19 protein-coding genes, 3 pseudogenes and 1 riboswitch are annotated in these 25,843 nt (G+C 35.7%); of the genes and pseudogenes, 4 read left to right on the forward strand and 18 right to left on the reverse strand.

What is annotated here, in order from left to right; all coding sequences use genetic code 11:
* Positions 1–8 precede the first annotated feature (8 nt).
* The gene (locus tag DPQ31_RS15460) at positions 9–605 is read right to left on the reverse strand and encodes a TetR/AcrR family transcriptional regulator (protein WP_087969170.1); all 597 of its coding nucleotides are present in this window, start codon (positions 603–605) and stop codon (positions 9–11) included.
* 282 nt (positions 606–887) lie between these two features.
* On the reverse strand, positions 888–1,652 hold the full coding sequence (locus DPQ31_RS15465) for an SDR family oxidoreductase (RefSeq protein WP_208730618.1): 765 nt from the start codon (positions 1,650–1,652) through the stop codon (positions 888–890).
* Between the two features lie 167 nt (positions 1,653–1,819).
* Here DPQ31_RS15465 and DPQ31_RS15470 point away from each other — a divergent pair, with 167 nt between their 5' ends.
* A complete protein-coding gene (locus tag DPQ31_RS15470) occupies positions 1,820–2,260 on the forward strand; it encodes an Lrp/AsnC family transcriptional regulator (RefSeq protein ID WP_001178574.1) in 441 nt (146 codons plus the stop codon).
* Between the two features lie 169 nt (positions 2,261–2,429).
* Here the strand turns inward: DPQ31_RS15470 and DPQ31_RS15475 are convergent, their stop codons facing one another.
* Entirely contained in the window at positions 2,430–3,635 is a 1,206-nt protein-coding gene (locus tag DPQ31_RS15475) for a M20 family metallopeptidase (RefSeq protein WP_000501381.1), read from the reverse strand.
* An 88-nt stretch (positions 3,636–3,723) separates the two neighbouring features.
* Positions 3,724–3,825: riboswitch (SAM riboswitch) on the reverse strand.
* 75 nt (positions 3,826–3,900) lie between these two features.
* Entirely contained in the window at positions 3,901–6,210 is a 2,310-nt protein-coding gene (locus DPQ31_RS15480) for an AAA domain-containing protein (protein ID WP_141555948.1), read from the reverse strand.
* A 113-nt stretch (positions 6,211–6,323) separates the two neighbouring features.
* On the opposite strand from DPQ31_RS15480, the gene DPQ31_RS15485 reads away from it, so the two are divergent.
* Both DPQ31_RS15485 and DPQ31_RS15490 read left to right on the forward strand, forming a co-directional pair.
* Entirely contained in the window at positions 6,324–6,716 is a 393-nt protein-coding gene (locus DPQ31_RS15485; protein WP_001145291.1) for a VOC family protein, read from the forward strand.
* A 127-nt stretch (positions 6,717–6,843) separates the two neighbouring features.
* Positions 6,844–7,167 (forward strand): hypothetical protein, encoded by a 324-nt coding sequence (locus DPQ31_RS15490; RefSeq protein WP_000606340.1) that lies wholly within the window; start codon positions 6,844–6,846, stop codon positions 7,165–7,167.
* Between the two features lie 316 nt (positions 7,168–7,483).
* On the opposite strand, the gene DPQ31_RS15495 is transcribed toward DPQ31_RS15490, so the two are convergent.
* The 13 genes and pseudogenes from DPQ31_RS15495 to cypD all read right to left on the reverse strand — a co-directional run bounded on the left by DPQ31_RS15495 (position 7,484) and on the right by cypD (position 21,825).
* Complete coding sequence (locus DPQ31_RS15495; protein WP_208730619.1) at positions 7,484–9,559, reverse strand: serine hydrolase domain-containing protein; 2,076 nt, start codon at positions 9,557–9,559, stop codon at positions 7,484–7,486.
* Between the two features lie 90 nt (positions 9,560–9,649).
* Positions 9,650–10,227 (reverse strand): annotated as a pseudogene (locus DPQ31_RS15500) (alkaline D-peptidase).
* Between the two features lie 978 nt (positions 10,228–11,205).
* Positions 11,206–11,511: a monooxygenase gene (locus DPQ31_RS15505; protein WP_208730620.1), complete on the reverse strand. Its 306-nt coding sequence runs from the start codon at positions 11,509–11,511 to the stop codon at positions 11,206–11,208.
* 217 nt (positions 11,512–11,728) lie between these two features.
* A complete protein-coding gene (locus DPQ31_RS15510) occupies positions 11,729–12,079 on the reverse strand; it encodes a DoxX family protein (RefSeq protein ID WP_097959585.1) in 351 nt (116 codons plus the stop codon).
* Between the two features lie 312 nt (positions 12,080–12,391).
* Positions 12,392–12,811, reverse strand: coding sequence for a MarR family winged helix-turn-helix transcriptional regulator (locus DPQ31_RS15515; protein ID WP_097952191.1), 420 nt, complete (start codon positions 12,809–12,811; stop codon positions 12,392–12,394).
* A 326-nt stretch (positions 12,812–13,137) separates the two neighbouring features.
* Positions 13,138–13,263 (reverse strand): annotated as a pseudogene (locus tag DPQ31_RS15520) (cytoplasmic protein); the annotation flags it as partial.
* A gap of 483 nt (positions 13,264–13,746) precedes the next feature.
* Positions 13,747–13,908: a hypothetical protein gene (locus DPQ31_RS15525; RefSeq protein ID WP_000441014.1), complete on the reverse strand. Its 162-nt coding sequence runs from the start codon at positions 13,906–13,908 to the stop codon at positions 13,747–13,749.
* Between the two features lie 486 nt (positions 13,909–14,394).
* Positions 14,395–14,781 carry a DUF1259 domain-containing protein gene (locus DPQ31_RS15530; RefSeq protein WP_000157863.1) on the reverse strand — a complete coding sequence of 129 codons (387 nt, stop codon included), beginning with the start codon at positions 14,779–14,781 and terminating at the stop codon, positions 14,395–14,397.
* Between the two features lie 238 nt (positions 14,782–15,019).
* Positions 15,020–15,235, reverse strand: coding sequence for a hypothetical protein (locus DPQ31_RS15535; RefSeq protein ID WP_001104095.1), 216 nt, complete (start codon positions 15,233–15,235; stop codon positions 15,020–15,022).
* A gap of 209 nt (positions 15,236–15,444) precedes the next feature.
* Positions 15,445–15,564 (reverse strand): annotated as a pseudogene (locus DPQ31_RS29375) (RNA-guided endonuclease TnpB family protein); the annotation flags it as partial.
* Positions 15,565–15,672: 108 nt separating this feature from the next.
* Complete coding sequence (locus DPQ31_RS15540) at positions 15,673–16,524, reverse strand: DUF2935 domain-containing protein (RefSeq protein WP_001078035.1); 852 nt, start codon at positions 16,522–16,524, stop codon at positions 15,673–15,675.
* 310 nt (positions 16,525–16,834) lie between these two features.
* Positions 16,835–18,280, reverse strand: a complete 1,446-nt coding sequence (locus DPQ31_RS15545) for a L,D-transpeptidase family protein (protein ID WP_097952197.1) — start codon at positions 18,278–18,280, stop codon at positions 16,835–16,837.
* A gap of 347 nt (positions 18,281–18,627) precedes the next feature.
* Positions 18,628–21,825 (reverse strand): bifunctional P-450/NADPH--P450 reductase, encoded by a 3,198-nt coding sequence (gene cypD / locus DPQ31_RS15550; protein ID WP_208730621.1) that lies wholly within the window; start codon positions 21,823–21,825, stop codon positions 18,628–18,630.
* A gap of 705 nt (positions 21,826–22,530) precedes the next feature.
* Here cypD and DPQ31_RS15555 point away from each other — a divergent pair.
* A complete protein-coding gene (locus tag DPQ31_RS15555; protein WP_000704338.1) occupies positions 22,531–23,388 on the forward strand; it encodes a PhzF family phenazine biosynthesis protein in 858 nt (285 codons plus the stop codon).
* Positions 23,389–23,652: 264 nt separating this feature from the next.
* Here DPQ31_RS15555 and DPQ31_RS15560 read toward each other — a convergent pair whose 3' ends face one another.
* A complete protein-coding gene (locus DPQ31_RS15560; RefSeq protein ID WP_208730622.1) occupies positions 23,653–25,131 on the reverse strand; it encodes an MDR family MFS transporter in 1,479 nt (492 codons plus the stop codon).
* Positions 25,132–25,843: the final 712 nt, after the last annotated feature.

The raw sequence follows: 25,843 nt of genomic DNA on the forward strand, positions 1-25,843 counted from the left end.
AGAGCGCACTAAGCGCCACAAATAGACTCTACTGTTCCTTTGATAACTTGTTCAGACAACAACCGATTTTGCATCGATACATTAAGAACACGGAATCCGTAATAACTGCTTAAAAGCAGACTAGCTAATTCCTCAGCTGATTGCTTCTTTAAAATTTCACCTGTTTGCAATCCTTCCTCCATCACTGTTTCAATAGCTTGTTTAAGAAGTTCAACATGCTTCGAGAAAATTTCTTGTACCATTAAATCGTTTTTAGCACGTTCTATACTGGCATTAATCAATAAACATCCTTTTTGATCAATATTCTCAAAATCTTCTTTCAATGCCCATTCAAAAAAATTACTTAATCGTTCTTTAACTGGAATTGGAGTATCTAACAATTTCCTTTGTTCCCTAATCCCAATTTCATGGTAGCGTTCTAATACTTGTTTATACAGTTCATGTTTACTACCGAAAGTATTGTATAAACTTCCTTTTCCAAGTCCTGTATCACTGCATAAATCTTGTGTAGAACACCCTTCATATCCTCTTAACCAAAATGTTTTCATTGCAACATCTACAATTGAGGAATAATTAAACTCTCGAGGTCTGCCGCGTTTATTCAATCGTATCCTCCTCTCATTTTAAAGATAACATGAATAGAATACTCTTTTTTGTACCGCGTGGTCAATAACTTTATTTTATTGTTACTGTAAAATAAAATTTGATTATTTTAGATTACGAATAATTAAAAATAGCTCCCTTATTCAAGTTGCCTAGCGAAAAAATCACGTTTTAATAGGCTTCTTTAGCATGCCTACCTTTCTATAAATTACTAGATATGAAACAAGAATCGTTTCATATCTAGTAATTTGCTTGATTAGCTTGATGGGTATGGAGTAGTGCCCCTATAAACAAAACCCTCCAGAAACATCTATAATCTGCCCCGTTACCCAGCGGCTATTAGAAGAAGCAAGGAATGCTACTGCATCTGCAATATCTTCAACTTGCCCTATTCGTCCAAACACAGATGAATTCGTAGCAAAATTTCGTATTTCCGGATTATCTAGCAATTTCACATTCATATCAGTCTTCGTATATCCAGGCATAATTGTATTCACTGTTATACCTCTTTCTCCAAGATGTTTAGCTAGAGGAAGTGTCATCGTATTGAGTGCACCTTTACTTAAACCGTATGCAATGGATCCTGTAAAACCAAGTCTTACTTCAGCTGATGAAATGTTAATAACGCGCCCCTCTGCTCGTAGTAACGGTAATGTTTGCTGAATTAAAAAGAATGGCGCCTTAATATTTACGGCCATAATTTCATCAAAAAATTCTTCTGTCGTATTTTCAATCGTTCCTTGTGTACCTATCCCTGCATTGTTTACTAAAATATCAATCTCTGATGTACCAACTCTTATTTGTAATTCATTTTTTAATTGTTCTACTAGCTTTTTGACACCATCCATTGAATTGAGCTCAGCTTCAATTAAGAACGCTTTTCCTCCATTAGATTCAATCTCACTAATCGTTTCATCTGCAGCTATTTTATTTCGGCCGTAGTGAATCGCAACTAATGCACCATCTTTCGCCAATCTCATTGCAATGGCACGGCCAATGCCGCGACTCGCTCCTGTTACTAACGCTACTTTTCCATCAAGATTCTTCATTTTTTCCATCCTTCCTAAATTTCCGTTTGATAAAAACCTATACTTATATTTTCATGCAAACACCAATCATTTTAAATATAGATTTATAGGTAATTTAGTTCATTCACTTATGATATTATAGTTATAATTTGTGATTCACTTAAAAAACAAAATAAGGAGGCTACACAATGCAAAACGCAGTAAAATTGGATGAAATTGACCATAAAATTATGAACTTGTTGTATGAAAATGCAAGAATTTCTGTTTCAGAAATAGGACGGATTATATCCATGACGCAGCCTGCTGTAAAGGAACGTATGAATAAACTTGAAGATCAAGGAGTTATCGCAGCTTACCGAACAAAATTTGAGCCTTCCAAAATTAATAAAAACATTCAAGCATTCATCATGTTTAAAACGAGCCAATGCTCTGATTTTATCCAATATTGTAATGCCGCTCCTGAAGTAACAGATTTATACCGAATTAGCGGGGAATTTAATTATATGATGAAGGTCATGAGCGATTCGATGGATTCTCTCGCTACATTTTTAGACTCGTTAATGCAATTCGGATTATCATCTCCTTTAATTGTTTTAAAGAGTGAGTTTGAGGAGAAATTGTCGTTCTGATAAAGGGATACGTATTATCTCCTGCTAACAGTAAAAGTTTTTCCTTTATGAGAAAAACCAACAAAATCAATGATTAGTAAACAAAAAAGAACATTGATATTTCAATGTTCTTTTTTGTTATCTCTACTTATTAATTAGATTGCTATTCGAAAAGAGCACCTTAATTCCCTTATCCCTGATTCCTCTGCGCCTCTCTAAACTCTTCCTTCACCTTCTCTAACAACCCTTCTTCCGTAATTAATCGATACGCCGTATTTGCTAATGCTTTTGCCGATGTAATTAACGCTTTGTCTCCTAATTCTGAACGGGCTGCTTCTCTAAATTCATTCGTATGCGCAATTAAGTCATCTGGACCTATTTTAATGTACGGGTGAATGGTCGGTACGACTTGGCTGACGTTTCCGGCGTCGGTTGAGCCGATGCCGATTCTTTCTTTACGATTTACTTCTTCACCTAGTAGTTCTAGTTCTTCCGCTACGATGTCGTTATATGTTTTAGTTACGAGTAGTTCATCGATTTCATTTTGGAATTGATGAATTTTTACTTTTGCACCTGTTGCTAACGCTGCTCCTTGTGCTATATTTCTTACTTTTTCTGTTACTTCCGCACATCTTTTTCGCGTAGCTGCACGGATGAAGAACCTTGCTGCGGCGTAGTCAGGAATAATGTTAGGTGCTTTTCCGCCTTCTGTAATGACGCCATGAATTTTCACGTCTGAGGGAAGTTGTTGGCGAAGCGCATTAATACTGTTGTATAGCTGAATCACCGCATCTAATGCGTTAATCCCTTCTTCAGGTGAAGCTGCGGCATGAGCTGTTTTTCCGTAAAAATGAAAATCAAGTGGATCGACTGCTAGTGAAGGGCTCGTCGTCGCTGTCTTTCCGCTCGGATGAATCATAAGCGCCGCATCAATGTTTTTAAATAACCCAGCTTTTACATAACTCGACTTTGCGCTACCATTAGGCCCGCCCTCTTCTGCTGGTGTTCCAAACACGACAACTTCTCCGCCGATTTCTTCAAGCGTTTCTGATAATGCGATTGCTGCTGCAACGCTAATTGTGCCAATTAAATTGTGACCACACGCATGACCGAGTCCTGGTAAAGCATCATATTCCGCTAAAAATGCGATAACTGGTCCTTGTTTTCCTGAACTTTTTCGTGCGATAAAACCTGTTTCATGCCCAGCTATATTATGCTGCAGCTGAAAACCAGCACTACCTAGTAATAAACTTAACGTTCTTGATGCATAAAATTCTTGATTACCAATCTCTGGATTCGCATGAATATCATGACTTGTTTTTATGTACTTTTCCTTATTTCTTTCTATGCTCTCTTCAATTGTTTTTCTTTGTGACGTTACTCCTGTCGCTCCCATTTTTCTTCCTCCTTTTATTTTCACGTAAAAAAGCCTCTTTCTAAAAGATAGAAAGAGGCTTCTGTATATACAGTCAAAATGAGCTTCTTTCTTATCTTTCAAGTTACCTTGCTGGAATTGGCACAGTATTCGTAAAGAATCCGCTGCCGAGGTGTCATAGGGCCAGTCCCTCAACCTCTCGTGATAAGAATTTTCATAAAATTGTATTAAATTATTTTCATTCTAAGTTCATTCCAAACAAAAGTCAAGGAATTCCTATCCGAATTTACCGAATATCTAAAAATCCTTTTAATACACCCATTGTCTCAGGTGCTTGTAGTCTTGCACATATGTACGGAAATTCCGTACTACCTTCAAACATCATTTGAGATGTGAGTGGTGCCCCTGCCCAAAAGATTTCATCATCGATTAATACAAATGGGAATGCTTTATTTTGTCTTTGTAACTTTATGTTTTTTAATGGAACTGGTCCATCACTATAAACCGTTATTTGTGCATTTGTACGCATTAACGCTTGCCATACTCGTTTATCTACTTGCTTCGTACTTGGAAGTGAAATAATGATTTTTCGTTTTGCGGCTAAAATATCTTTTAATAGCCCTTTCGTTTCCTCCGGATTCATTTCCATAAACCAGCGTAATCGTTTCGATATTTTCCGCTCCCATAATTGTCTGGATGTCGTGCGATCATACACATCCCCGTGACGTTCTATATGAGCTGTTAATTGTGATAACGCTTGTTTTCTCGAAAGATTTTTACGCATATAATGGCAATCCGATAATTGAATGAACTTCCCTCTCGCTCTCGTTACTGCTACATTGACGAGGCGATGGTTTTTATGGTCAAAGAATAACACGCCAGGTCGTTCTTGTGGATAACTATCAACTGTATCAAAGATCATCATATCTCTTTCAGAACCTTGAAACTTATGAACTGTCGCCGCTAAAACTGGTATGTTTTGATATTTCGTTCTCTGCAACATTTCCCTGATACATGTTGATAAAAAGCGTGACTGCGCCCTGTAAGGCGTAACCACACCGATCGATTGCACACCATCTAACAGTCCGATTAACATCATTTGCATCGCTACTAAACCAGACATAATGTTAAATCGAGAACCAGAAGCAGCGTCCTTTAACGAAAAGGCTCCCATTAAGCTCGTATCAAATAAAACACTTGCCTCATTTGCGAACGGTTGTAGCTGCGCAAGTTCCTTACGCTCTGAAACAGACGGATGGTCGTATACTCTATTTTTATAAATAAATGAGTTTGTAAACTTCGATATATCCGCATGCATACGTCTTTGTTCCTGCAACATAAAAAGGTTGGGATGTGCTTCTGATTTATTTACAGAATCAACAATGCCGGCATGATAAAACATATCTTCGCCGAGCCATTTGCGAACGAGTTCATGGTTCGCCATCGCAATCGGAGGTAACTGTAAAAAGTCACCACAAACGACGATACGTTTTCCGAGTGAAGCAGCTAATGCGATTTGCGGAACGAACGCCATACTCACTTCATCTACGACAACTAAATCAAATGTACGCTCATAAATAAGTGAATCAATTGCACATTTTGATAAAGTCGCACCAATTACTTTCGCATTTTCAATATATTCTTTTTCTACTTCTTTAATTTTCGCTTTTTGCTTTCGAAGATCACTTTCAATCTCTTGTATACGCTTCTTATCAGCAGATGTTGCTTTATACGATAAAATTTTTTCACGAAGTTCTTGGCGTGTTTCTTCTAAGTAGAGTCTTTCCTCACCCCATGATCCGTTCGTCGTTTCAACTAACTTCGACGCAAGTAACGTTTCATGATTTCGTATATGTTCATGTTGACTATAACCGTAACGAACAATTTCGCCAGGCGTCCATTTCTTTTTCTTTTCAATTTGCTTCGTTACTTCACTCATTAATACGTCCACTGCCGCATTACTATGAGCTAACACAAGTACCGATTTTCCTTTTTGGTAATGAGCCGAAATAATACGTGATAAATTGTACGACTTCCCTGTTCCAGGCGGTCCCCATACGTACGTTGTCGGATTGTAAAATGAACGATACGCCAATTCATTTTTCGGATTTTTCATCTTCTCAATATGTTTCGGACTGCTCGTCCCATCAACAAGACGCTTTATACGATTACGTTTTAGCTTATCTTTATGTGCCTCTTTCAATCGCTCTTGCAGTTGCTCTAACAATTGCCACGGTTCACTATATAAAACCGCTTCTCTTATTTCACCTTGTATATAATCATTTAATTTCAGTTCTATTTCTAATCCATGTACAGATAATACTTCCCCTGTCGCTTCCTCACCATCGAACTCAATTCGAATTGGTGAACCTTCAGGTAAGCTTACTTCCGAAATAAGCTGAAATACATACACTGTATTTTCATAATCTGTATATAAAAAACGACCGTTCATGATAGAAATTTTACTACCACCTATCGTTTTCCAATGTTTAATTTCATATGCTAATGCATAATGCCACTCTTTCATCGTTGCCGATAATGAAGGAGTTTGAGTAGGTGTATTCATCGTATAATCTCCTTCCTTCTCCCCAAACATACTTTCTCACTATACCATATAACACGCTAAAATTTGTAAGGTTTTTATCTTGCTTATTTTCTTAATTTTCAATATCATTTTACATATAAAATTTTCAGAAAGAAGGAATCTACATGCCAGTTAGAAGAATAGAACACGTTGGACTTATGGTTGCAAACTTAGAAACATCTATTACTTTTTATGAAAAAGTAGTCGGCTTACAGCTCATTAAACGTATGGGGCACCCGAATCCAGATTTAAAACTCGCCTTTTTAGGTGTGGAAGAATCGAAGGAAACGATACTGGAACTCATCGAAGGTTATAACTCTTCTCTTCCAGCAGAAGGAAAAGTACATCATATTTGCTTTAAAGTGGATTCATTAGAAGATGAAATTGAAAGAATTCAAAAACACGGCGTAACATTTTTACTAGGAGAAGAAATCGAAACATTACCAGATGGAACACGTTACATATTCTTCGCTGGCCCTGATGGGGAGTGGATTGAGTTTTTTGAGACGGAGAGATAGAAAAGGAAAAGGAGCCGGAATTCTGTCTCCTTTTTTCCCAAGTGCAGAAACGGTTTGAACACCATTAACTTTCACCCTGAAAATTCACCAAGATTAAGAAAAAATCGTTTTGTTAGGAGTATAGAGAATGATCAATGCTGTTTACATTCTTATTTTTTGGGTGCTTATACTATTTCCAACCCTTTATATAATAAAGATAAAGAAGTGGACTATAAAAGCAACTGCCTTATTTCTTGGAAGAATCCTATTAAGCATTGTCTATTTCATAAATGGAATGGTGTTAGGACTGCAACGAAATTGGGTAGAGCCTCCCTATGAAACAGAATGGGATTTCTTTGTAAAGTCTTTACTAAACGGAAAAACTGATGCACTTATACACTTGTTACTTCTAATTATTATCATTACTTTGGATCTATTCATCACATTTTATTATATTAATAAAAAGAAATAGGATATTCTCTCCTATTTCTTTTTTTATGAGTAGCGCCATATCGCTATCAAACTAAGGTTTTATGCTGCCACTAAACAATAATTTTTTACATTTTTACTCTGGAGATGTCAATTTTACTATTTTTGGGGTATTTATTTTTACTAGCTTGATGGACATGGGGTTGATTTATTTTCTTAGGTTGATAGACATGTGGTGCTATCCCATTGCTATTAAGCTAAGAATTTAAGTGTAATATTATTTAAGGTAATACTTAAGATACAAATAAAATATCTTTTCCATGTCGCACTGTTTTATTGAAGTCTATCCCGAGTTGTAGCTAGTTCAATGCAACTGTAAATTCGGAGTTCGGTGCGCCAGCAAATACAACCGTTCCGTTCTCTGGTAGTTTCACTTTGTTATTGTCACTAACGACGGTAAAATTGACGCATACTCCATTCTCATCATACACCGCGAATGAACTTCCTGATGGCAACTTCACAGTCATCGTTTTCCCTGCTGCCGTTTGCGGAATCGTAAACCATTTGGCATGCCCATTTTCTTGCAGTGTAACTTTCGATAATTGACCTGCATCAAGGGATTTTACGTTAGATTCACTGACGTATAAAAAGCTGGCCATCTCCATATATTCATTACCATTCTCTGTATAGAAATGAGCTTCCGTCGTATCCCGCCCATTTATCACGGGAATCTGAATTTGATGCGTCGCCGAATTTGGACCTGTAATTTTTTTGCCGTCCCAATACCCATCCTTGAGCGTAATTTGTGTGTTTAGAGGCATTAGTAGTCCTAGATAGTTCATTGAATTAAATTTTTCGTTAACGAGGTAGAACTTGCTCCCCTCACGCTTCGCCCATGCAGCTGCTGTTTTCTTCGGTAACACATTGCTTTCTAATTTTTGGGCTAAATATTGAGTCAACACATTTTGCCCCAATCCCGGCGATAATTCATATGTGCTCTCTCTCAAATAAACTTTTCCATTCTTCTCAGTAACGAAGTTAAGCTTGGAGGTACCCTTCTCATTTATAAAGCTTCCATCCGCCGTATATACATATTTTTCTTTCGGTTTAGTTGGTAAAAACAGTTCTCCCTTCTTCGTAATTTCTATTTTGAAATGGCTTTGGATATTTCCATAAAAACCCGCTTTTTTTACCACGTCTTGAGGTACTTTAGCCTTGACTGGCTTGCCGAAGGATTTATCTGGTTTTATATCCTTAATTGTCCCTTTCTCTTTAAGCCTAGCTAACAGTAATTTGTTTGCCAACAGTTGATTTGTCGTGCTGGAGCCGCCGGAGGACAATACAACTGCTGCCATCTTCTGTTCTGGAAGCACGACCAATGTGGCATGTTGCAGTACCGTATCCCCACCCTTAGTCAACGCTTTTATCCCATATTCACTGAATGGGTATAGTTTCACACTATCCCAGCCAAGACCATAGTTGAACATGTTTTCGCTATCTTCCGGCCACATGCCTCTTTTATATTCTTCTTGTTCCATCGCCTTGACTGCTCTATTAGAGAGAATTTCTTTTCCCTGTCCCATAAATATTTGTGAGAATCGCACCACATCTTCTGCAGTAGAAGAGATTCCTCCCGTACCAATCGCATTTACCATTTCACTCGGAAGCTGTCCCTGGTATTTTGGAGAATACTGTCCAGCCCGCTTTTCGTCTTCCCATTTGTCTTGCGATGTTATCGTATGATTCAGTTTTAATGGCTCTGTAAACTTTTGATGTAGAAATTCAGTAAAACTCATACCACTGACTCTCTCTACCAAGATCTCAGCTAGCGTAAAACCATCATTACAGTATACTGAGTACGCACCAGGGTCTGCCTTCAAGTTTTGGTTGGACAATTGCTGCAACAAGATATCATGGGCATAAGCATCATTATCTTTAAATAAAAATACATTATTGTACGAGGAACCTTGCAAACCCGAGGAGTGATTCAACAGCATACGCGGTGTGATGCGCTTATATCGTTTATCTTTCATTTTGAACTCAGGAATATAGCGGGCAACAGGGGCATCCAAATCAACTTTTCCTTCGTCTACTAGTTTCATAACAGCCGCAGCTGTATATACTTTACTGGTTGAACCAATTCCGTATAGAGTATCTTTGGTTAGTGGCTCTTTCCCTTCTATGTCATTCTTGCCTGTCTGCCCCGACAAAATAAGTTTACCATTATCAATCAGCGCATACTGCACGCTAGTCGTCTCATAGGACTTCGTGAGTAGTTCAGCGTTCTCTGCAGCAATCTTCTCCAAATCTTGGCTAGCAACTTCTTGACTAGATACAACTGGAGTCTTACTGCTAGAAGACGCTAGCGCTCCTGTTGGTAGGCTCATCGTTAGAGCCAAGGTAGCGGCTAACACCCCAGATAATTTATTTTCCATAAGAAAAATACCTCCTTAGATAAATGATCGATTTCATCTTTTATTTGTACAATTACAAACATCACATAAACTACTATTCCGCCTTTATCCCTACTGTCTAAATTCAACAAGTAAAATACTTTTAAAAAGACCAGGATTCTCGGCTCTACCCATACTGTTCAAATTGCCGTCAACATATGCCTCCCTCCATGTGTCCCTCCAGCAAAAGTATTAAATCCTGGAATAACACCTGTATGTCCCCCTATCGAGACAACGTTAGGAAGTTTAATTTCATAGATTCCTAGACCATATCCATTGATTCCTCCCTTTCCTGTAGAAACTGTAGTGAATATTTGTTTTAGTTGCTGTTCTTTCAGTAATTGCCACCAAGCAAATAAGAAAAAAATTTGTTTAAGTCGTTACACTTCCAATGCGAAAGTAAAAATCTGTTTTCATCGGTTCTTAGTTCTTATATCCTATATACCAGCTGCATACCCCTACGTTTTTCTATCCTGGGAAGTTTTAGCGAGTACCCCGGGGGTGTCCAAGTTGCAATGTATCTCGCATTACTTGTTCGACGGAAGTACGATCTAGTTGAGTACTTATTTGTAATGAACTAAGTATATTTTGAGTGGAGCCTGTTTTTATCATTGCGGTTGGTGTTAGGTATAATAAAGAGTTCCGGCAATGAAAAGTGCTAAATCTGCAAATGGGAGTTAATTATATATTTTCATAAGACACTCTTCCCCTCTATTCATATAGTATCGGCGGTTGTATATTATTTCTTACTAATTACACAGAAATCATCTTCATATTGTTTATTTTTACAAGCACCATACTGTCGTAATAAACGGTAAAACCTCTCTTTTTCACATGTATGTTAGTACCATAAATGATTTTTTTATTTAGAATGTGCTTATTACTAGTTTGGTTTTCGTATAAATAAATCCTATTTATCCTCCCTCTTTTGTGCTTCTCTATATTTGTATCCTACATAATAAAAATTTCTTTTTTCTTATGCATTTCTTACAATTTCCTTACGTTCAAATCACTTCTATAATTAGGTAGGTTTTATTTTAAAATCTCCAGGATAATAAATGCTTATATAATCCCACGATTTCATAGAAGATGGATTAATAACCCTGCGCCAAATGATCATGCACATCTCTGATATTCCCTTGGATTCCCCCCTCAACCTTTACAACAGTTCCAACCGGCAATCAACACTTCTTCACGTTCTTATAACTAGTAATAACTAATCAACTCCTTACCTGAAAATAAATTAATATAGAAAAAGAGAGATAAGGTTAAAATACCTTTATCTCTCCTTTTCTCTCACAAATTTTGCGAAGGATTTTTTTGTTTTTGGGTTCATCTGTTTTCTTAGCTTGATGGGCATGAGACGTTAAGGAAAAGCAGACTGAAAGAATTAAAGGAGAAGAAATTATTTCAATAAAATTTCTTTAAAGTACTTTTACGTCACTTTCACAAATATAAGAACTCTCATATATTACACTTCATACATCCTTTTCCAAGGAACAATATACCGATACCCAAATCCCTATTTATATAGGGATTTTTTTGTGCAAGTCCCCTCACCATCAATTTAAGAATTTAAAAAAGAGGGGATTATCCCCCTCCTTTTACGCTTGCTCCGATTGTCGAAATTATTTAATATACCCACGATTCAGTTCCGTTAACTTTTCATTGATGTTAAAAATTCTTACTCTAATATCTTTAATACCAACTGCTTCAAGTCTGTTCTTGTGCATTTCAGCGTATTTTTCAGCATCTTGTTTTTCCTCAAATACATAAATGCCTCCAGCTTCTTTTGTTTCTTCATTCTCAGTCCATATTTTCCAGTGGAATCCTCCTTCTTCGTTAATACTATTTGCTAAATCCCAAAATGCTTTTTCCATTTCTTCACCAAAAGGACCTTCAAACGGAAAATCAACTTGTAATAAATACGCCATTTTCACTCACTCCTATTTTTAACATAAAATTCATCAGGAATTCCTTTGTATAAAAATCCTTCCCATTCTTTTACTGATTATGATTCGAATGATAGTAATGTCTAAATTCGTATTGCTATTATTATTCAAGCATTAATTTGAGAATCCCCCTATTTGTAAAAAAACTACAAAATGTTAGCAACTTGAACGCATACAGTTTAACGGCTTCAGGTTATGTTTAAAAAATATGATAACAACTTACCCCTAAACTAAGGACAAACAAAACAAGCGCAGGTATTGCTTTCTTAAAAGGATCTCTCGCTAATACAATAAGAGTTAATGCAGCTGCAAGCATCGTACCACCTAACAACAATCCTGCTAATAAAGCTACTATTGGAATCCAAATTCCTATCAACATTCCAATTGCTCCTACAATCTCAAAAGCTCCAGTTAAGAAATTAAAAAACGAAGGTAAACCAAATCGTTTGAACTCCTCTGCCATTTTCCCAGATATAATTTTCGTACCTGTCATTAAAAAGAACACAAACAACAAAACTTTTACAATATTGATGAAAATTAAAATAGTAATCACACCTTTCTTATTATTTGATAAAAACTCAGTATTGTTCAGGTAGTAGTCACTACCTATACCCTATTTCCTGAGATTGATCATAGGGAAATTGCTTCAATATTTAAAGGGGTAAAAATTATATGCTATAGCATATACAATGCAGAAATTCGACTGGTACTAGGTAAAAAAGTGATCCTGAATCAGATATCATAGAAAATAAAGCTACCTTCTCCTTCCTCTAAACAAACGAAATTATATGCTATAGCATATATAATACATAAAACAAAGTTTGTTCCTTATGAATAGCATAGTATTAATAAGGAACAAGTATTAATAGCGTGTATCATACAATTTGTTTAATAATGATTGTAATACTTTAATCTCTTCCTTGCTCAAATTACTCGTAACGAAATGGTGAGCGTCTTTCACTACAGGCAAGATGGTTTTCTTTAACTCGTCACCTTTTTCAGTTAAAAAAAGGTTATGTGAACGCCTATCTTGGTCATTCAAAGCCTTCTTTACAATCCCTTTTCTCTCCATTGACTGTATCATTCTTACGACAGTAGTTTGATCTTTATCAATAGCTTCTGCTAACTCTTTTTGAGTAGTGCCCCTTTGGCTACAAAGAACACTAATAATTCCCCACTGCTCTGGTGTAACTCCATACGGCTTTAATTTCTTTGTAAAATAATTAGTCATTTTCACATCAGTACGATGAACAAGATAGCCTATTAAATCATGTAAGTTCATGGATCACCTCTATAAATTAAGATATAAAAGGATATAGCATACCAGTCAATTATTCACAGTGAATGTATTTGTTTCACTATTTATATGCTATGACATATATATTAAATTAGGTCATTTTAATTGTCAAATGAATTACCTATTGTTTTCAAAATCAAAATCTATTCCATACATTCCTCCGGTGTGATTTCTGCTGACTATTTCTTCTCCATTCTACAGAAGTTCCGTAGATCTCCCCGCTTAATATGACCACAGTAATTTTTAGCGCTTCATCCTCTTTCTTTTTATGATGTTCTTATAACATTTTATAAAATTTGATATCTACAGGCAGCCACACATTTTCCACCGACGAATCCTTCTTGTCCGCCGATAATTCTTGCAAACTGTTGACAAATTGATTCCTCATTAATCGCCATACCTTTCATCATCACCCCTTTCACTGTTAGGTTATGAATGAATACATAGGTCTGAAACGATAATGAATCTATGCTATTATAAAAAAGATGATGGGAATCTAACGAAATCTATTAGCTCAATTATTCTTGATCATTTGTATTGTTACCAGAGTTTAAATGGTGCAGAATTTTTATTTTATCCCGCAGTAACGGGCCGTAACAGCCCGATTGGTGAGTGCTAATAATCAGTGAGGGATAAACACCCCACTGATTAAACTTTCACTTTATGAGGTGTTTTTCCTTTTATGCTTGCTGGGCGACTGAAGGTAAAACTCGGCTATTATATGTTAAGATATTTTTAGAGGGCATAAAAAAACACCCTAAGGTGCCATCCTCTGACTTGAGAATCATATCTATGTATGGAAAAAATCAGAAAAGACAAATACAAAAGAGAAGCTTCTAACTATAATTTATAAAGTTCTTTTGGCATTAATTACTTACATACATATTTCATTATTTACCGGAAGAAGAATCCCCGTTATATTACTTTCTAATCAGTCTCGTTAAAGCCATCCCAAGAAATCCAGTACCCATTCCTATTAGCCATCCAGTTTGAGTACTTCCTAACATAGATCCCACTCCTCCACCAAGAAACATGCAGCCAACGAATACTAATCCTCCAATTCCCCAATTCGGCCTTTCCATAATTCAAACACACCCTTTCAATAAAACATATGCTATTAGCTACCTAAACTTTCTTGCATAGGATATGTTAATTATTTCTCTAGAGAGGGTATAGTTATTTAGCTTAAGTTTAGCAACTTTCAGGGAATTCAAAAGACGCGGAGATTGACCGATTTGAAGGGATTACAGGAGAAGAATTTTTTGTATGATAATAACTTAATGGTTGTGGAACAAATTCTTCCTCAACTAACCAGCTAATAAAAATCTGGAGGTTTTCCACAATCGAAGCTCATCGCCATCAAGTTAACATACCTCACCCAGTTCTTATTGTTGCAAGATAAGCAGCATATAATCAATTAAAATAATGTAACAGCCGACATTAGCAGCAAAATTATTAAGAAAAGACATTCCAAATATGGAACGCCTTCTTTTTTATAAAATCATTCACTTAAATCTATTCCAAAAAATTCTAATTAATAAAATCAAACATTTAACGAAAGAAATTTGTTACTTGCATAACGCTCTTCTAACTTTTTTTGCGAAAATTAGTGGATCATCAACGTCTTCGATATTAACGTAAATCAAATTCGGATCATCACATAACCATTCATTGTGTATAGACGAAACAATTATACCTTGTTTAATAATTGTAGCAACAAATTCAGTAACTTCCTTTTGCAAGAGTGCTACTCGGCCTAGACATAATGCCCGTCCAGTTTTATGATCTCTTGATTCAAATGAGAAGGACGTTGTTACTCTAAAACGTTTTCCTAAGATTGTTGCTCGTATTTCCTCCCGATTTATTGTTGCTACACATTTTCCACCGGCGAATCCTTCTTGTCCACCGATAATTCTGGCAAACTGTCGACAAATTGATTCCTCATTACTCGCCATATTTTCAATCATCCCCCTTTTACTGTTAGGTTATGAATTCATACATAAGTCTGAAACGGTAATGAATCTATTCGGTTACAAAAAGATAATGGCACTCTAATAAAATCTGTTAGCCCAAGTATTCTTGGTTATATGAATTATTACTAGATTATAAATGATGGGAGTTTTACTACCCGCAAATAGCGGGATGAATTTCCAAAAGTAAAACCCCAGAAATCCAAAGGTCTCTGGGGCTTCATTATATATTTAGCTCTTTTTGCTTTTTATTTTGTTTATGTCTATAAAGCAATTTTCGACTTATGAGAGAAATCAGTAATAAGATCAGTACTAGTACGAAAAGTTGCATATATGATAAATTAAAATATTTAGCACCTGTAACAAGTAAAAGTGTAGAAATCGTACCTTTTACAATGAAAAAAATAATAATCCATAATCCGCCTTTTTTCCAGTTCATTTTTACTTACCCTTTCCTACGTTTAAATTCATAAAAAAATTAGTGATAGTTCTTGAAAGTGACATTTTAATTGAAATCTATTACATTAATAAAAAAGTAGACTTTTTTTCACAAAAATCATATCCAATTACATGGGACGATTCCATAATAAATGCAAATGATATTCATTGTCAATTTTATTCAACATTTTTAATTCCGATCGTCTACATTGTTCTTTCAGATAGTGACATTTCTTTTTTGTTTCTACAACCGCGACACATCTTTGCAGAAGGAAATCACCTATCTATTTTCACAAGCTGTTTGCCTTGTTCTTGTAGCTTATACGCTAATTATACTTCATTACATTGCTTGAAAATATTAAAAATCACAAGGAAAAGAAGCTAACAATAAATTGTTAACTTCTCAGCTTAAGGAAAAATAGTATCTTTCCTTATTTTTTAATATCTAGGTTGTGATTTAATATTGGTAAGATGAGCATCAAACATATCAATGATTTCAAGAAATCTATCCGCTTCACGAAATACATGATCTGCTAATAATGGATGAATGATACTCTTTATTTTACATTGCTCAATTAAATCACGTGCCGTTTTCTTAAAATCCCGAAGAGATGTGACTGACACACGATTTTGATCTAAAAATTGATCTAAAAGAGGAACTGTTTGAGATTGTGGTTTCATAGATTCTAAGTCAATTGCTTGATACATTAATTCATCAAAATCATTGCTAAAATTCCGTGCTGTATCTACAAGCTTTCTTTCCGATGGATCAAGAAGATGACCAATAAATTTAGCATGGTCTGCCATAATCCTTAAAAAGAAAACATTTTCTTTAATAATAGCATCCGGAAGGGCATCTAATTTACCTTCATTTAATTCAATTAAACGTTTTCTAAAATAATCAGCTTCCCTACTTGTATGGTCAACTAACAGTGGAAAATTATTTTGCCCTGGCAATTTACACGTGAGAATTAATCCTAGAATTTTTCTTTTAAATCCCCAAATATTAGTTGCAGCTTGTTGTACTTCTGAATTAAATCTTTTTATTTGCTCAGGATCTGTTTCATTTGTATAGGAATACGCTATTTGTTCGATATGTTCAAACAATCGATAAAATTGATTAGCTTCTTCGATTAGTTGGGTATCCTCACATCTAAACCCCAATCGAAGAAAAAAAGAATGCTCCTTCATGATTCTAGACCAAAAACGAATTTCATTTAATGATCGTTCAACAAACATGACAGACGTAACACCCGTATCAGGATGTAATGAGGTCTCATCCCTATTCATTCTTAATCCCCCCAGTAAATACTAAGCTAGTTCTATTCTTATGAGTAAAAAAATATATAAATGCCATCAATAAAAATTCATGATGATATTGAGCAAGTCCTTTTGGAAATAAAGAAAAGATACCATCAGATGCCTTTCTCTGAATTGATAACCACATGTTATGTTTAAATGTACCTAGATAACAGTTCCCCCGCACACGAGAAGTACATAGTATACATAATAAAAAAGAAGCAGAAAATCACTCACGATTTTCTGCTTCTTTTTTTAATTTAAGTTCTTCATACATCGCTTCACGCAAGATTGCTATTTTCTAGTACACGATAACTGGATCATACGTGTTCAAATTATCATACACAGTTTTTGCAACATTAGGAAGAAGGTTAACACACCCACCTGATCCCCCTGTTAAATAAGCATTATTCGCCCAGTTTGTTCGCCAGCCAGCATCATGGAATCCTTGACCGCTATTTGTGAATGGTACCCAGTAATCTACTTTAACTGCATAATCAGCTTTACCTACTGCGCTGCCTTTCAACGTGTATGGTGTTCGTTTATACAGAACGTACCACACACCTGGTGATGTATCTTCACTCGTGCTATGTTTACCAGTTACTACATTTGTTGTGACTGCTAATTTGCCATCTTTATAAATCCAAATTTGTTGATCTGCAATTGAAACTTCCGCATACGTGTCTCCAATACCGTTATTCGCTGTTGTTTCATAACCGATACCTTCCTTCTCCCAACCATTTCCGTGAATATTAGAAGCAGATAGCGATTTTTCACCCTTTTCAAAAGCTTGTTGAACTTGTTTTGTTTCTTTTTCAACATCTAGTGCCCAGCCGTAGCCTTGTCCTTTTACTGATATAACCGAACCGGAATGGGTTTTAAAGCTGAAATTTTTATTTAATGTTGATTTAGCATTATTAATTTCAGTAATCTTTTTCTTAATGTCACTCGCATCGATTGTCACTTTCATATCCTTTGACATAGAGGCATTTTGAATTAAATCTTTCGCTTTTAAAGGATACACTTCATTCTGTACTTTATATTCAACGGACTGCCCAAGAAGATTCTGTAGTGCTTGCTCCTCTTTTTTGATAATTGGATCGTCTTCTTTAATAGGCTGTATGTATGTAGACTTCAGATGAATTTCGCTTTTATATTTCTGCTTGTCGTAATCTTTCAATAGACTAGTAACGTCATACTGTTTTCCATCAACGCTCTTCGAAATAACAATTTTTCCTTGTTCAAGCTTCGCCATAGCATCTTGAGGTGCTTTTAATTCTTTATTCATAGAAACGAGCTTTTCTTCTACAAGTTTTTTCATCGTTTCACTACGATACTGATCCGCCTTTTCCGGTAGCACTGAATAATTTTTTTCCTTTGAGGAAGGGAAAAATGTCCACTGGCTTTTTAATAGCTTCTTAACTTGAGGCAAATCTTTTTCCGTAAGTTCTGTTTTTGTCTCTTTTTCATCTAAAATTTGTTGTTGATCGACATAGACTTTATTTGCTAGTCCAGATGTTTTTAATTTCTGTATTGCCTGATCAGCACTCATACCACCAACTTTGGTGTCATTAATCGTAACATTCGAATTGAAGTGAGTTGCCTGATAATAACTCACTCCCCCAACGAGAAGCGCAATTATACCAACACCCGCTGCGATAAATTTCCAATTTGGAAAACGTTTTCTTGATCTTACTCGTTTTTTATGAACTTCTTCAACTGATTCATTTACTGTATTGTTGTTCATCAATTTTTCCCCCATAGACATTAACGTCAATCGATTTTAAACCAAAACCATTGACTAGTGTACCTTATTTTTCCTGAAATTTCATTATTTTTGACAAGATTTTATCGCATTTATTTAATCAAACTTAGTTTTTTAATAGAACGGCCCTACTCTATGTGTAACACTCTAATTTAGTTTCATATGAGATTTTTTCTTTTTCTACAATATCAGTCCAGCTTATTAAAAAATAGAAAAATCCCGTATTCCATAAAAAATACGGGATTTTTATCCATACGTTTATTTTGTAAAGTAACATTTAGTCGAAAAAAGTTCATTCGTTACAGATTACTTATCTAATTAAGGATCATTTATATTCCAGTCCAAACATCTTTCCCGTATCGTCCTTCATGTTGCAAATGATCCAACCAATTCCTTGCTTCTTGTTCACTAACTTCATGAATTTCTTCATATGCTTGACAAAGGGTATCTTCTACATCCGGAGCCATTTTACTTCCATCACCACATATATAAAGATGAGCTCCATTATCTAATAACGAAATTAAATTGATTCTATCTTGTTTTATTAAATGCTGTACATATGTTTTTGGCTCTCCCTCTAGACGAGAAAAAGCTGTGTGTAAAGAGATTAATCCATCTCTTTCATCATTTTCTAGTTCTGTACGATAAAGATAATCTTTTTCAGGATGACGACAACCAAAATATAGATGCGCTTGTCCTAAGTTAATACCTTTTTGCTTTTGAACACGACGCGCTTGCAAGAATCCACGGAATGGTGCAATTCCAGTACCTGGTCCCACCATGATAATTGGTGTTTCTGGATTTTCAGGCAATTGAAAGTTTGATTGTGGCGTTCGAATGAAACAGATAATTTCATCTTTATTATGACGCTGAGCTAAATAATTAGAAGCGACGCCTTCATATGTCCCTTCCCCACTCCATGCAGGTGCATTAACAACACCAACCGTAATGCTCAGACGATCCTGTGCAACGAGTGGCGAGCTTGAAATAGAATAGTAACGCGGTTTGAGCGCAGGAAGAAGTTCTAAAAATCGTTCAAATCGGATTTCACAAGCCTCATACTTTTCAAGCAGATCCAACATTGAAATACGTTTCTTTAATATTCTTTCATGATAAACTCCTTCTTCCAATAATGATTCCAATTCCTTTTTATGAGGAGGGCATGCTGTGAATGTCACCATTTCTCGTATTTGTGCTCGAGTGGCTGCTTCTTGCACTTCGACACTATAACTAATAAGGTCAAACAAACTAACAGGACTGTCTAAAGGTATGTGATTTACACTGCGCCCACTTGCGCTCAGTATGACTTGATCCTTCCCATTTAATCCAAAGCGTTTTAAAATTCGGTTAACATTTTTCTCGCTATTAATTGGCAGCACTCCAAGGTGGTCTCCTTCTTGATACGTAGCGCCTTCTGGCAAGGAGATCTCGATATGTCGCGTGCTTCTATCACTGCTGGATGATTGGAGTTCACGATTTTCTAATACAGAAGCATAAACTGCTTCATATGTTCGCGCAAGAGGAGATCCTCCAAGACGACTGACAAATTGTAAACTTAATGTACTGCGTTCTTTCTCCATGTTTTTGTTAAGTTCCAATCCAAATGCCTTCATCGCATCAGACCACATGCTTTGTTTCCATTGCTCGAGCTGTTCCTCGAAATCACCACTTGCATCCGCTTCTCCGCGTTTAGAGAATCTCGTTGCTCCTTTTTGAGCCATTTGCTCATCAATGTATCTTGGAATCCGCTGATAAGTACTAGCCCAATTGTGATCTCCACAACCAAAAACTGCGTATTGAACACCTTTTAGCTCATCCGGTTTTAATTCCTCCAACCACTGCACAAACTGCCCTGCATTACTTGGTGGCTTTCCATTATAAGATGAAGTTACAATAAGAACTGCTCCTTCTTTTGGCAGACTTCCAATTCGCTCGTTAAGAGCTACCACTTCCGTTTGAACACCTTCTAAACTAGCTGTATCTGCTAGTTCTCTTGCAATACCTTCTGCTACCCCTGTATCCGAGCCATACAGAACAAGCAGCGAAAGATTATCAGCTCCAATAATAGAAGGAGTCTTCTGAACTTGCTGTTCGATTTCATGGTTTTTCAGTTTCTCCTCTGTAGGCGCAAGAACAGTAGTATGACTGATAGTTTGATTTCGGGGTAGAATCCTAATTTTAAAATCACCGGGCTTTAGCGTTAATGTTTGTTTTACGTCCAGCTGATAGTTTTGATAATCGATTAATTCAAAATGTTGAAGAAGCATTCCCATTACGAGAGTGGCTTCATGAAGTGCAAACTGCATACCGATACATGCTCGTTGACCATTTCCAAATGGCTTATAAGCATGATGAGGAACCTTATCCGGCTCTTCAAATCGTTCAGGTTGGAATTCTTCCACATTGTCTCCCCATGCGTCTTTATCCCTATGTAGCTGTGGAATAAGAACAGAAATACGATCTTCTCCTTTCTTAATTGGATATTTCCCACCAATTACTGTATCTTCTTTTGCATAGAGACTGAATGCTGGAGCAGTAGGCCATAGACGTAGCGATTCATTTAAAATCATCCGTATGTACTTAAGTTTCATAATTTGTTGATATGTTGGAGTAGGATCTGTCAATACCCGATCTACTTCTTCATAGGCTTTTTTCAACTTATCCGGATTCTTTAATAAAAAATAGATTGCAAAAGATAACAATCCACTTGTTGTCTCATGCCCAGCTATTAAAAAAGTGATAATTTGAAAACGAATATTTTCATCATCTAATTTTTCACCAGTTTCCGGATCCTGCACATTTAACATACGGGCAAGTAAATCATTTTCTTCTTGATTTCCATTACTTTTACGTTCAGCAATAATATTATCTACTAAAGAAAACATGGATTGGATATCATGCTGAAATTGACGTTTCGTTCTCCACATGAGTTTGTCTTCTATATCCAGTCGCTGTAATTGGTGCATCGCTTCATCTAGAGCACGGCTCATGCTAGTGATAAAAGGATGAGAGGTCTCACGATAAAAGCTATTAAATCGGTAATTAAAACCACATAGACCAATTGTATCCAATGTAAGACGGGTCATATCCTCCGGAACATCTACGTTTTCATTCGGATTCAGTCTTGCCCATTTTTGAACGAGTTGTACAGCAATATCGACCATCATGGCATGGTAATCTTTCATTGCCCGTTGGCTGAATGTAGGCATCAAAATATTATGAGCTTTTTTCCAGTTAGGCTCGTCAGTCTCACTTGTAAATAACCCGTCCCCAGCAAAGGCGCGAACTTTTGCTAAAGCACCATCTATACTTTTATCGAACCGTGTTTCGTCACAGACTTCTGCTACCAGTTCATGTCCAGAAACGACAATGATGGTATCACTTAAAGTTTGAATTTGAAAAATAGGACCATACTCTTCCGCTATCTTGATAAAAGATAAGGTCGGTTTATCTTTGTCGATTAATGGGAGATTCCCCAGCGGTCCATATGTTTTCGGCTGAGGAATGGCAGATACTTTTTTATCCATTAAAAACACCCTTTCAAAAAGCATAAAATAAAGTGAAACTTTAATCAGCCCTCACCAATCGGGCTTTTACGGGCAGCAGGACCCCTACCTAACTTCTTTGCTTCCGCTGAATTTTGAGGTGGGGGTCTTACTGCCCGGCAAATAGCGGGATAAAATACCCCATTCAATAAAGAGAAGATAGCAAGCAATCGCCTGGGATAAAGATATGTAATTGATTACCTTACTTTATCTTTTCCCTAACTATTCATGATTATGATATTGCTTATAAGGTTGGTAATCTAAGTTGTTTGTTGACATTAGATTTATAATTTGCAGAAAAAAATACTAACTTACAATGAAGCGAATTATTATAATTGGAGCATTATGATGTTGGTGTTAAAAGATAATCTAAAAACTCCCCACATATTTTGATCACACTTTATTTTACAGCTACAGTTGCACTACATATCCGTCAAGCTAAGAAAAGCGAACACCCAAAACAAAGAAGTTGATGAGCTTAAGATTGTAGTATTTGGAAAGCCCATAGTTTTTAATGTCCAGTCAAACAAATACGATAAGTAAGTAATGTTTGACTAGTGAAACTATTTCCAGAGAGTTCCGATGCTAAAAAATAGTTTGTCTCTTGCTTTATAGTAAATTTATCCAACAACATTTATACGTAGTGCTTTCCATGTTACAATTTACTATAAGTGAGGAAGGTGTCTTATGAAAATATCTGTTTATGTTGCAAGTGCATTTAGCAAGGATCATAAAGGCGGAAATAAAGCAGGAGTGGTATTTATGGAGAATACATTGACCACTACTCAAAAAATGGCAATAGCCAAACAACTGGGCTATGCGGAAACCGCATTTATATCAGAATCTGAAATTGCTGATTATAAAATTGAGTATTTTACACCAAAAGAAGAAGTTGATTTATGTGGGCATGCCACAATTGGCTCTTTCACGATACTGATGCATTTAAATAAACTTTTCAAGAATCGCTATACGATTGAAACGAACAGCGGTGTTCTTACTATTACCATAAAAGAGGACATCATATTCATGGAACAAAACGAACCGATATTCTATGATGTTATATCTCCAAATGAGTTTATCGACTGCTTTGACATTAAAGATATAGACAATAAATACCCAATTCAAATTGTCTCCACGGGCTTAAAAGATATTTTAATTCCTATAAAAAGCGAAACACAATTACATACAATGCAACCTAATTTTGAAAAAATTAAAAAAATCAGCAAGTATTATAATGTTGTCGGGATGCATCTATATACTTTTAATGACAATCGAATTATATGCAGAAACTTTGCTCCACTATACGATATCAATGAAGAAGCAGCGACTGGAACTTCAAACGGTGCATTAGCTTGCTACCTTTATGAACAGCACTACTTACAAAAAGAAGTCTATGTATTTGAACAAGGTTATTCTTTACACTCGCCTTCCGAAATATTAGTTAAATTAGCAACCAATAGCAAGAATGAAATAGAAAAAGTTTATGTTGGTGGCAAAGGCTATTACTGTGAAACTAAGTGTTTACATGTAGAAAATATTGAGTAAAAATAAAAAAACACCGAATAAAAAGGTTGAGAAGGATAGAGAAATAGATAAAAAACAAACACATTATTTAATTGAACAATGTGTTTGTCTTCAATCTGAAAGGATCTGATATGAATATCAGATCCTTTTTACTATATATAATTATTTCACTGGTTCTTTTCCAACTTTAAATACCGACGCCTTAGCAACAAAAAATTGTATTTCTTCACAGCCTAACTAATCAGCAAGAAACTTATAGGAATCATTATCAAGAGTTTTTTTGCTTTAACGATTTAACCTCTCGACAGCTTCCGCACTTGTATCTACACGTTTAACGAAAAAAACTAATAGTAGTGCTACAACATTCATGCCAAGCGCTACATAGAATGAATGCTGAATTCCGGATAATAAAGCCTTCTGCGTTAACATTGCCTTCGTAGCTTCTGTGAAGGTTGTTGGATCTACATCAGACATTAAACTTTCAGCTTTTGTTGTTGTTACAGAATTCATAATCGTAACAAGAATAGCAGTACCAATCGAACCTGACACTTGTTGAGCTGTATTATTAACAGCTGTACCGTGCGGATTTAAGCGAGTTGGCAATTGATTAAGACCATTTGTCATAAGCGGCATCATCACCATCGCCATCCCAAACATCCGCAGTGTGTAAATAAGAATAATATGCGTGTGACTAGAGTCGAGTTGCAGGTTTGCCAGCATATAAGTTGAAACAGCTGTAATGGAAAGTCCTACTATGCCAAGAATCCGAGGGCCATATTTATCAAATAGTTTACCTGTAATTGGTGACATAACCCCCATTATTACCGCACCCGGAAGCATCATCAGCCCGGAGTTCAGCGGCGAAATGCCACGGACGTTTTGTACATAAGCTGGTGTTAAAATCATACCTGAAAACATGGCCACCGCGTTGACAATTGCAATTACAGATGCAAGTGCAAACATTGGGTACTTGTAAACACGTAAATCCAATAACGGTTCATTCATTTTTAATTGACGGATAATGAAAGCAGTTAGGGCAATAGCGCCTATGGTTAAAGTTGTTACGACAACTGTATCCGTCCAACCATCTGAGCTTGCAGAACTGAACCCATATAACAAACCGCCAAAACCGATAGAAGATAATAATAATGAGAGATAATCAAGTTTTGCATTTTTGTTTTGTTTCATGACATTTTCAGATTTCCAAATCCCTAATAGTAAGCTAATGATTGCTAACGGTAAAATCATTTCAAAAAGCAAACGCCAGTCATAATACTCTACAATATAACCTGATAGTGTCGGTCCAATTGCTGGAGCTGTAATCATAACTAGTCCAAAAATCCCCATTGCTGTTCCCCTTTTTTCTCTCGGAAAGCTTACTAGCATAATATTCATTAACAAAGGTCCCATAACTGAAGAGCCTGCCGCTTGAACCATCCGACCAGTAAGTAATAAGCCAAAGTTCGGTGCTACAGCCGCTAAGGCAGTACCAAAAATAAAAATCACCATGGATGTAATAAATAAGCTCCTATTTGAGAAGCGGGTTATTAAAAATGCTGATGCCGGAATTAATATACCACTAACAAGCATATATCCTGTAGAAAGCCACTGGATTGTTGAATAATCTTGAATGTCTAAATCTTTCATTATTGATGGCAAAGCTACATTTAAAAGCGAGTTATTTAGAAATGAAACAAAGGCCCCAATAAAAAGAATTACAAGCATTAAATATGGTGGTTTTCTTTTATGTAATGTTTCACTCATATATTTGTTTGCTCCCTCATTATAAATTTCATTGATTCGTTTAAATCGTTTGCATATCTGCACAAGAATACTTTATCCTTGCAGTATTTTGCCAAACTCTTCGAATAGATATTCTCTTTTTAACAATTCCCTTTTCTCACCATAACATTTTAAATCTTCTTTATTGACTAAATCCTTTATACACATGTAAATAAGATTTTGAAGGAATATATAAATGAACTTTTTTTAAAAATGACAAAATATTTAAGTAGGCCACATAAAACGATCAATCTTTTTTATAAAAATGTAAAGAATCTAAAATTAAAACCCAAACATTTTGATTAAATTGTTTGGGTTTCTTCTATTTATAAAGTCAATATTTGTAGCAATACTTTAATCAAACTAACACCTATAACTTTTTAAAACTTATTGAATTTATCACTTGCTAATCTAGTAATAAAATACTGAACATCAAACAAAACAGTAGCAAACAGAACGAACTTTATACATACTAAGGTCCATCTCATAATATTTTTAAACAATCGATTATAACAATATCTGAATTATTTTACATTTGAACCCATGTAATCCACTTCTCACCTTCTAACAAATTCGCTATATAACAAAAAAAGCATTGGATACCCAATGCTTTTTACCAGAGTGTTGGGAAACCCTTTAGGGTTCCCAACATTCTGCAATCCTTTTTAATTTTAGTAAATGAAAACAATATAAA

Source organism: Bacillus sp. COPE52 (assembly GCF_003355115.1).
Taxonomy (GTDB): Bacteria; Bacillota; Bacilli; order Bacillales; family Bacillaceae_G; genus Bacillus_A; species Bacillus_A toyonensis.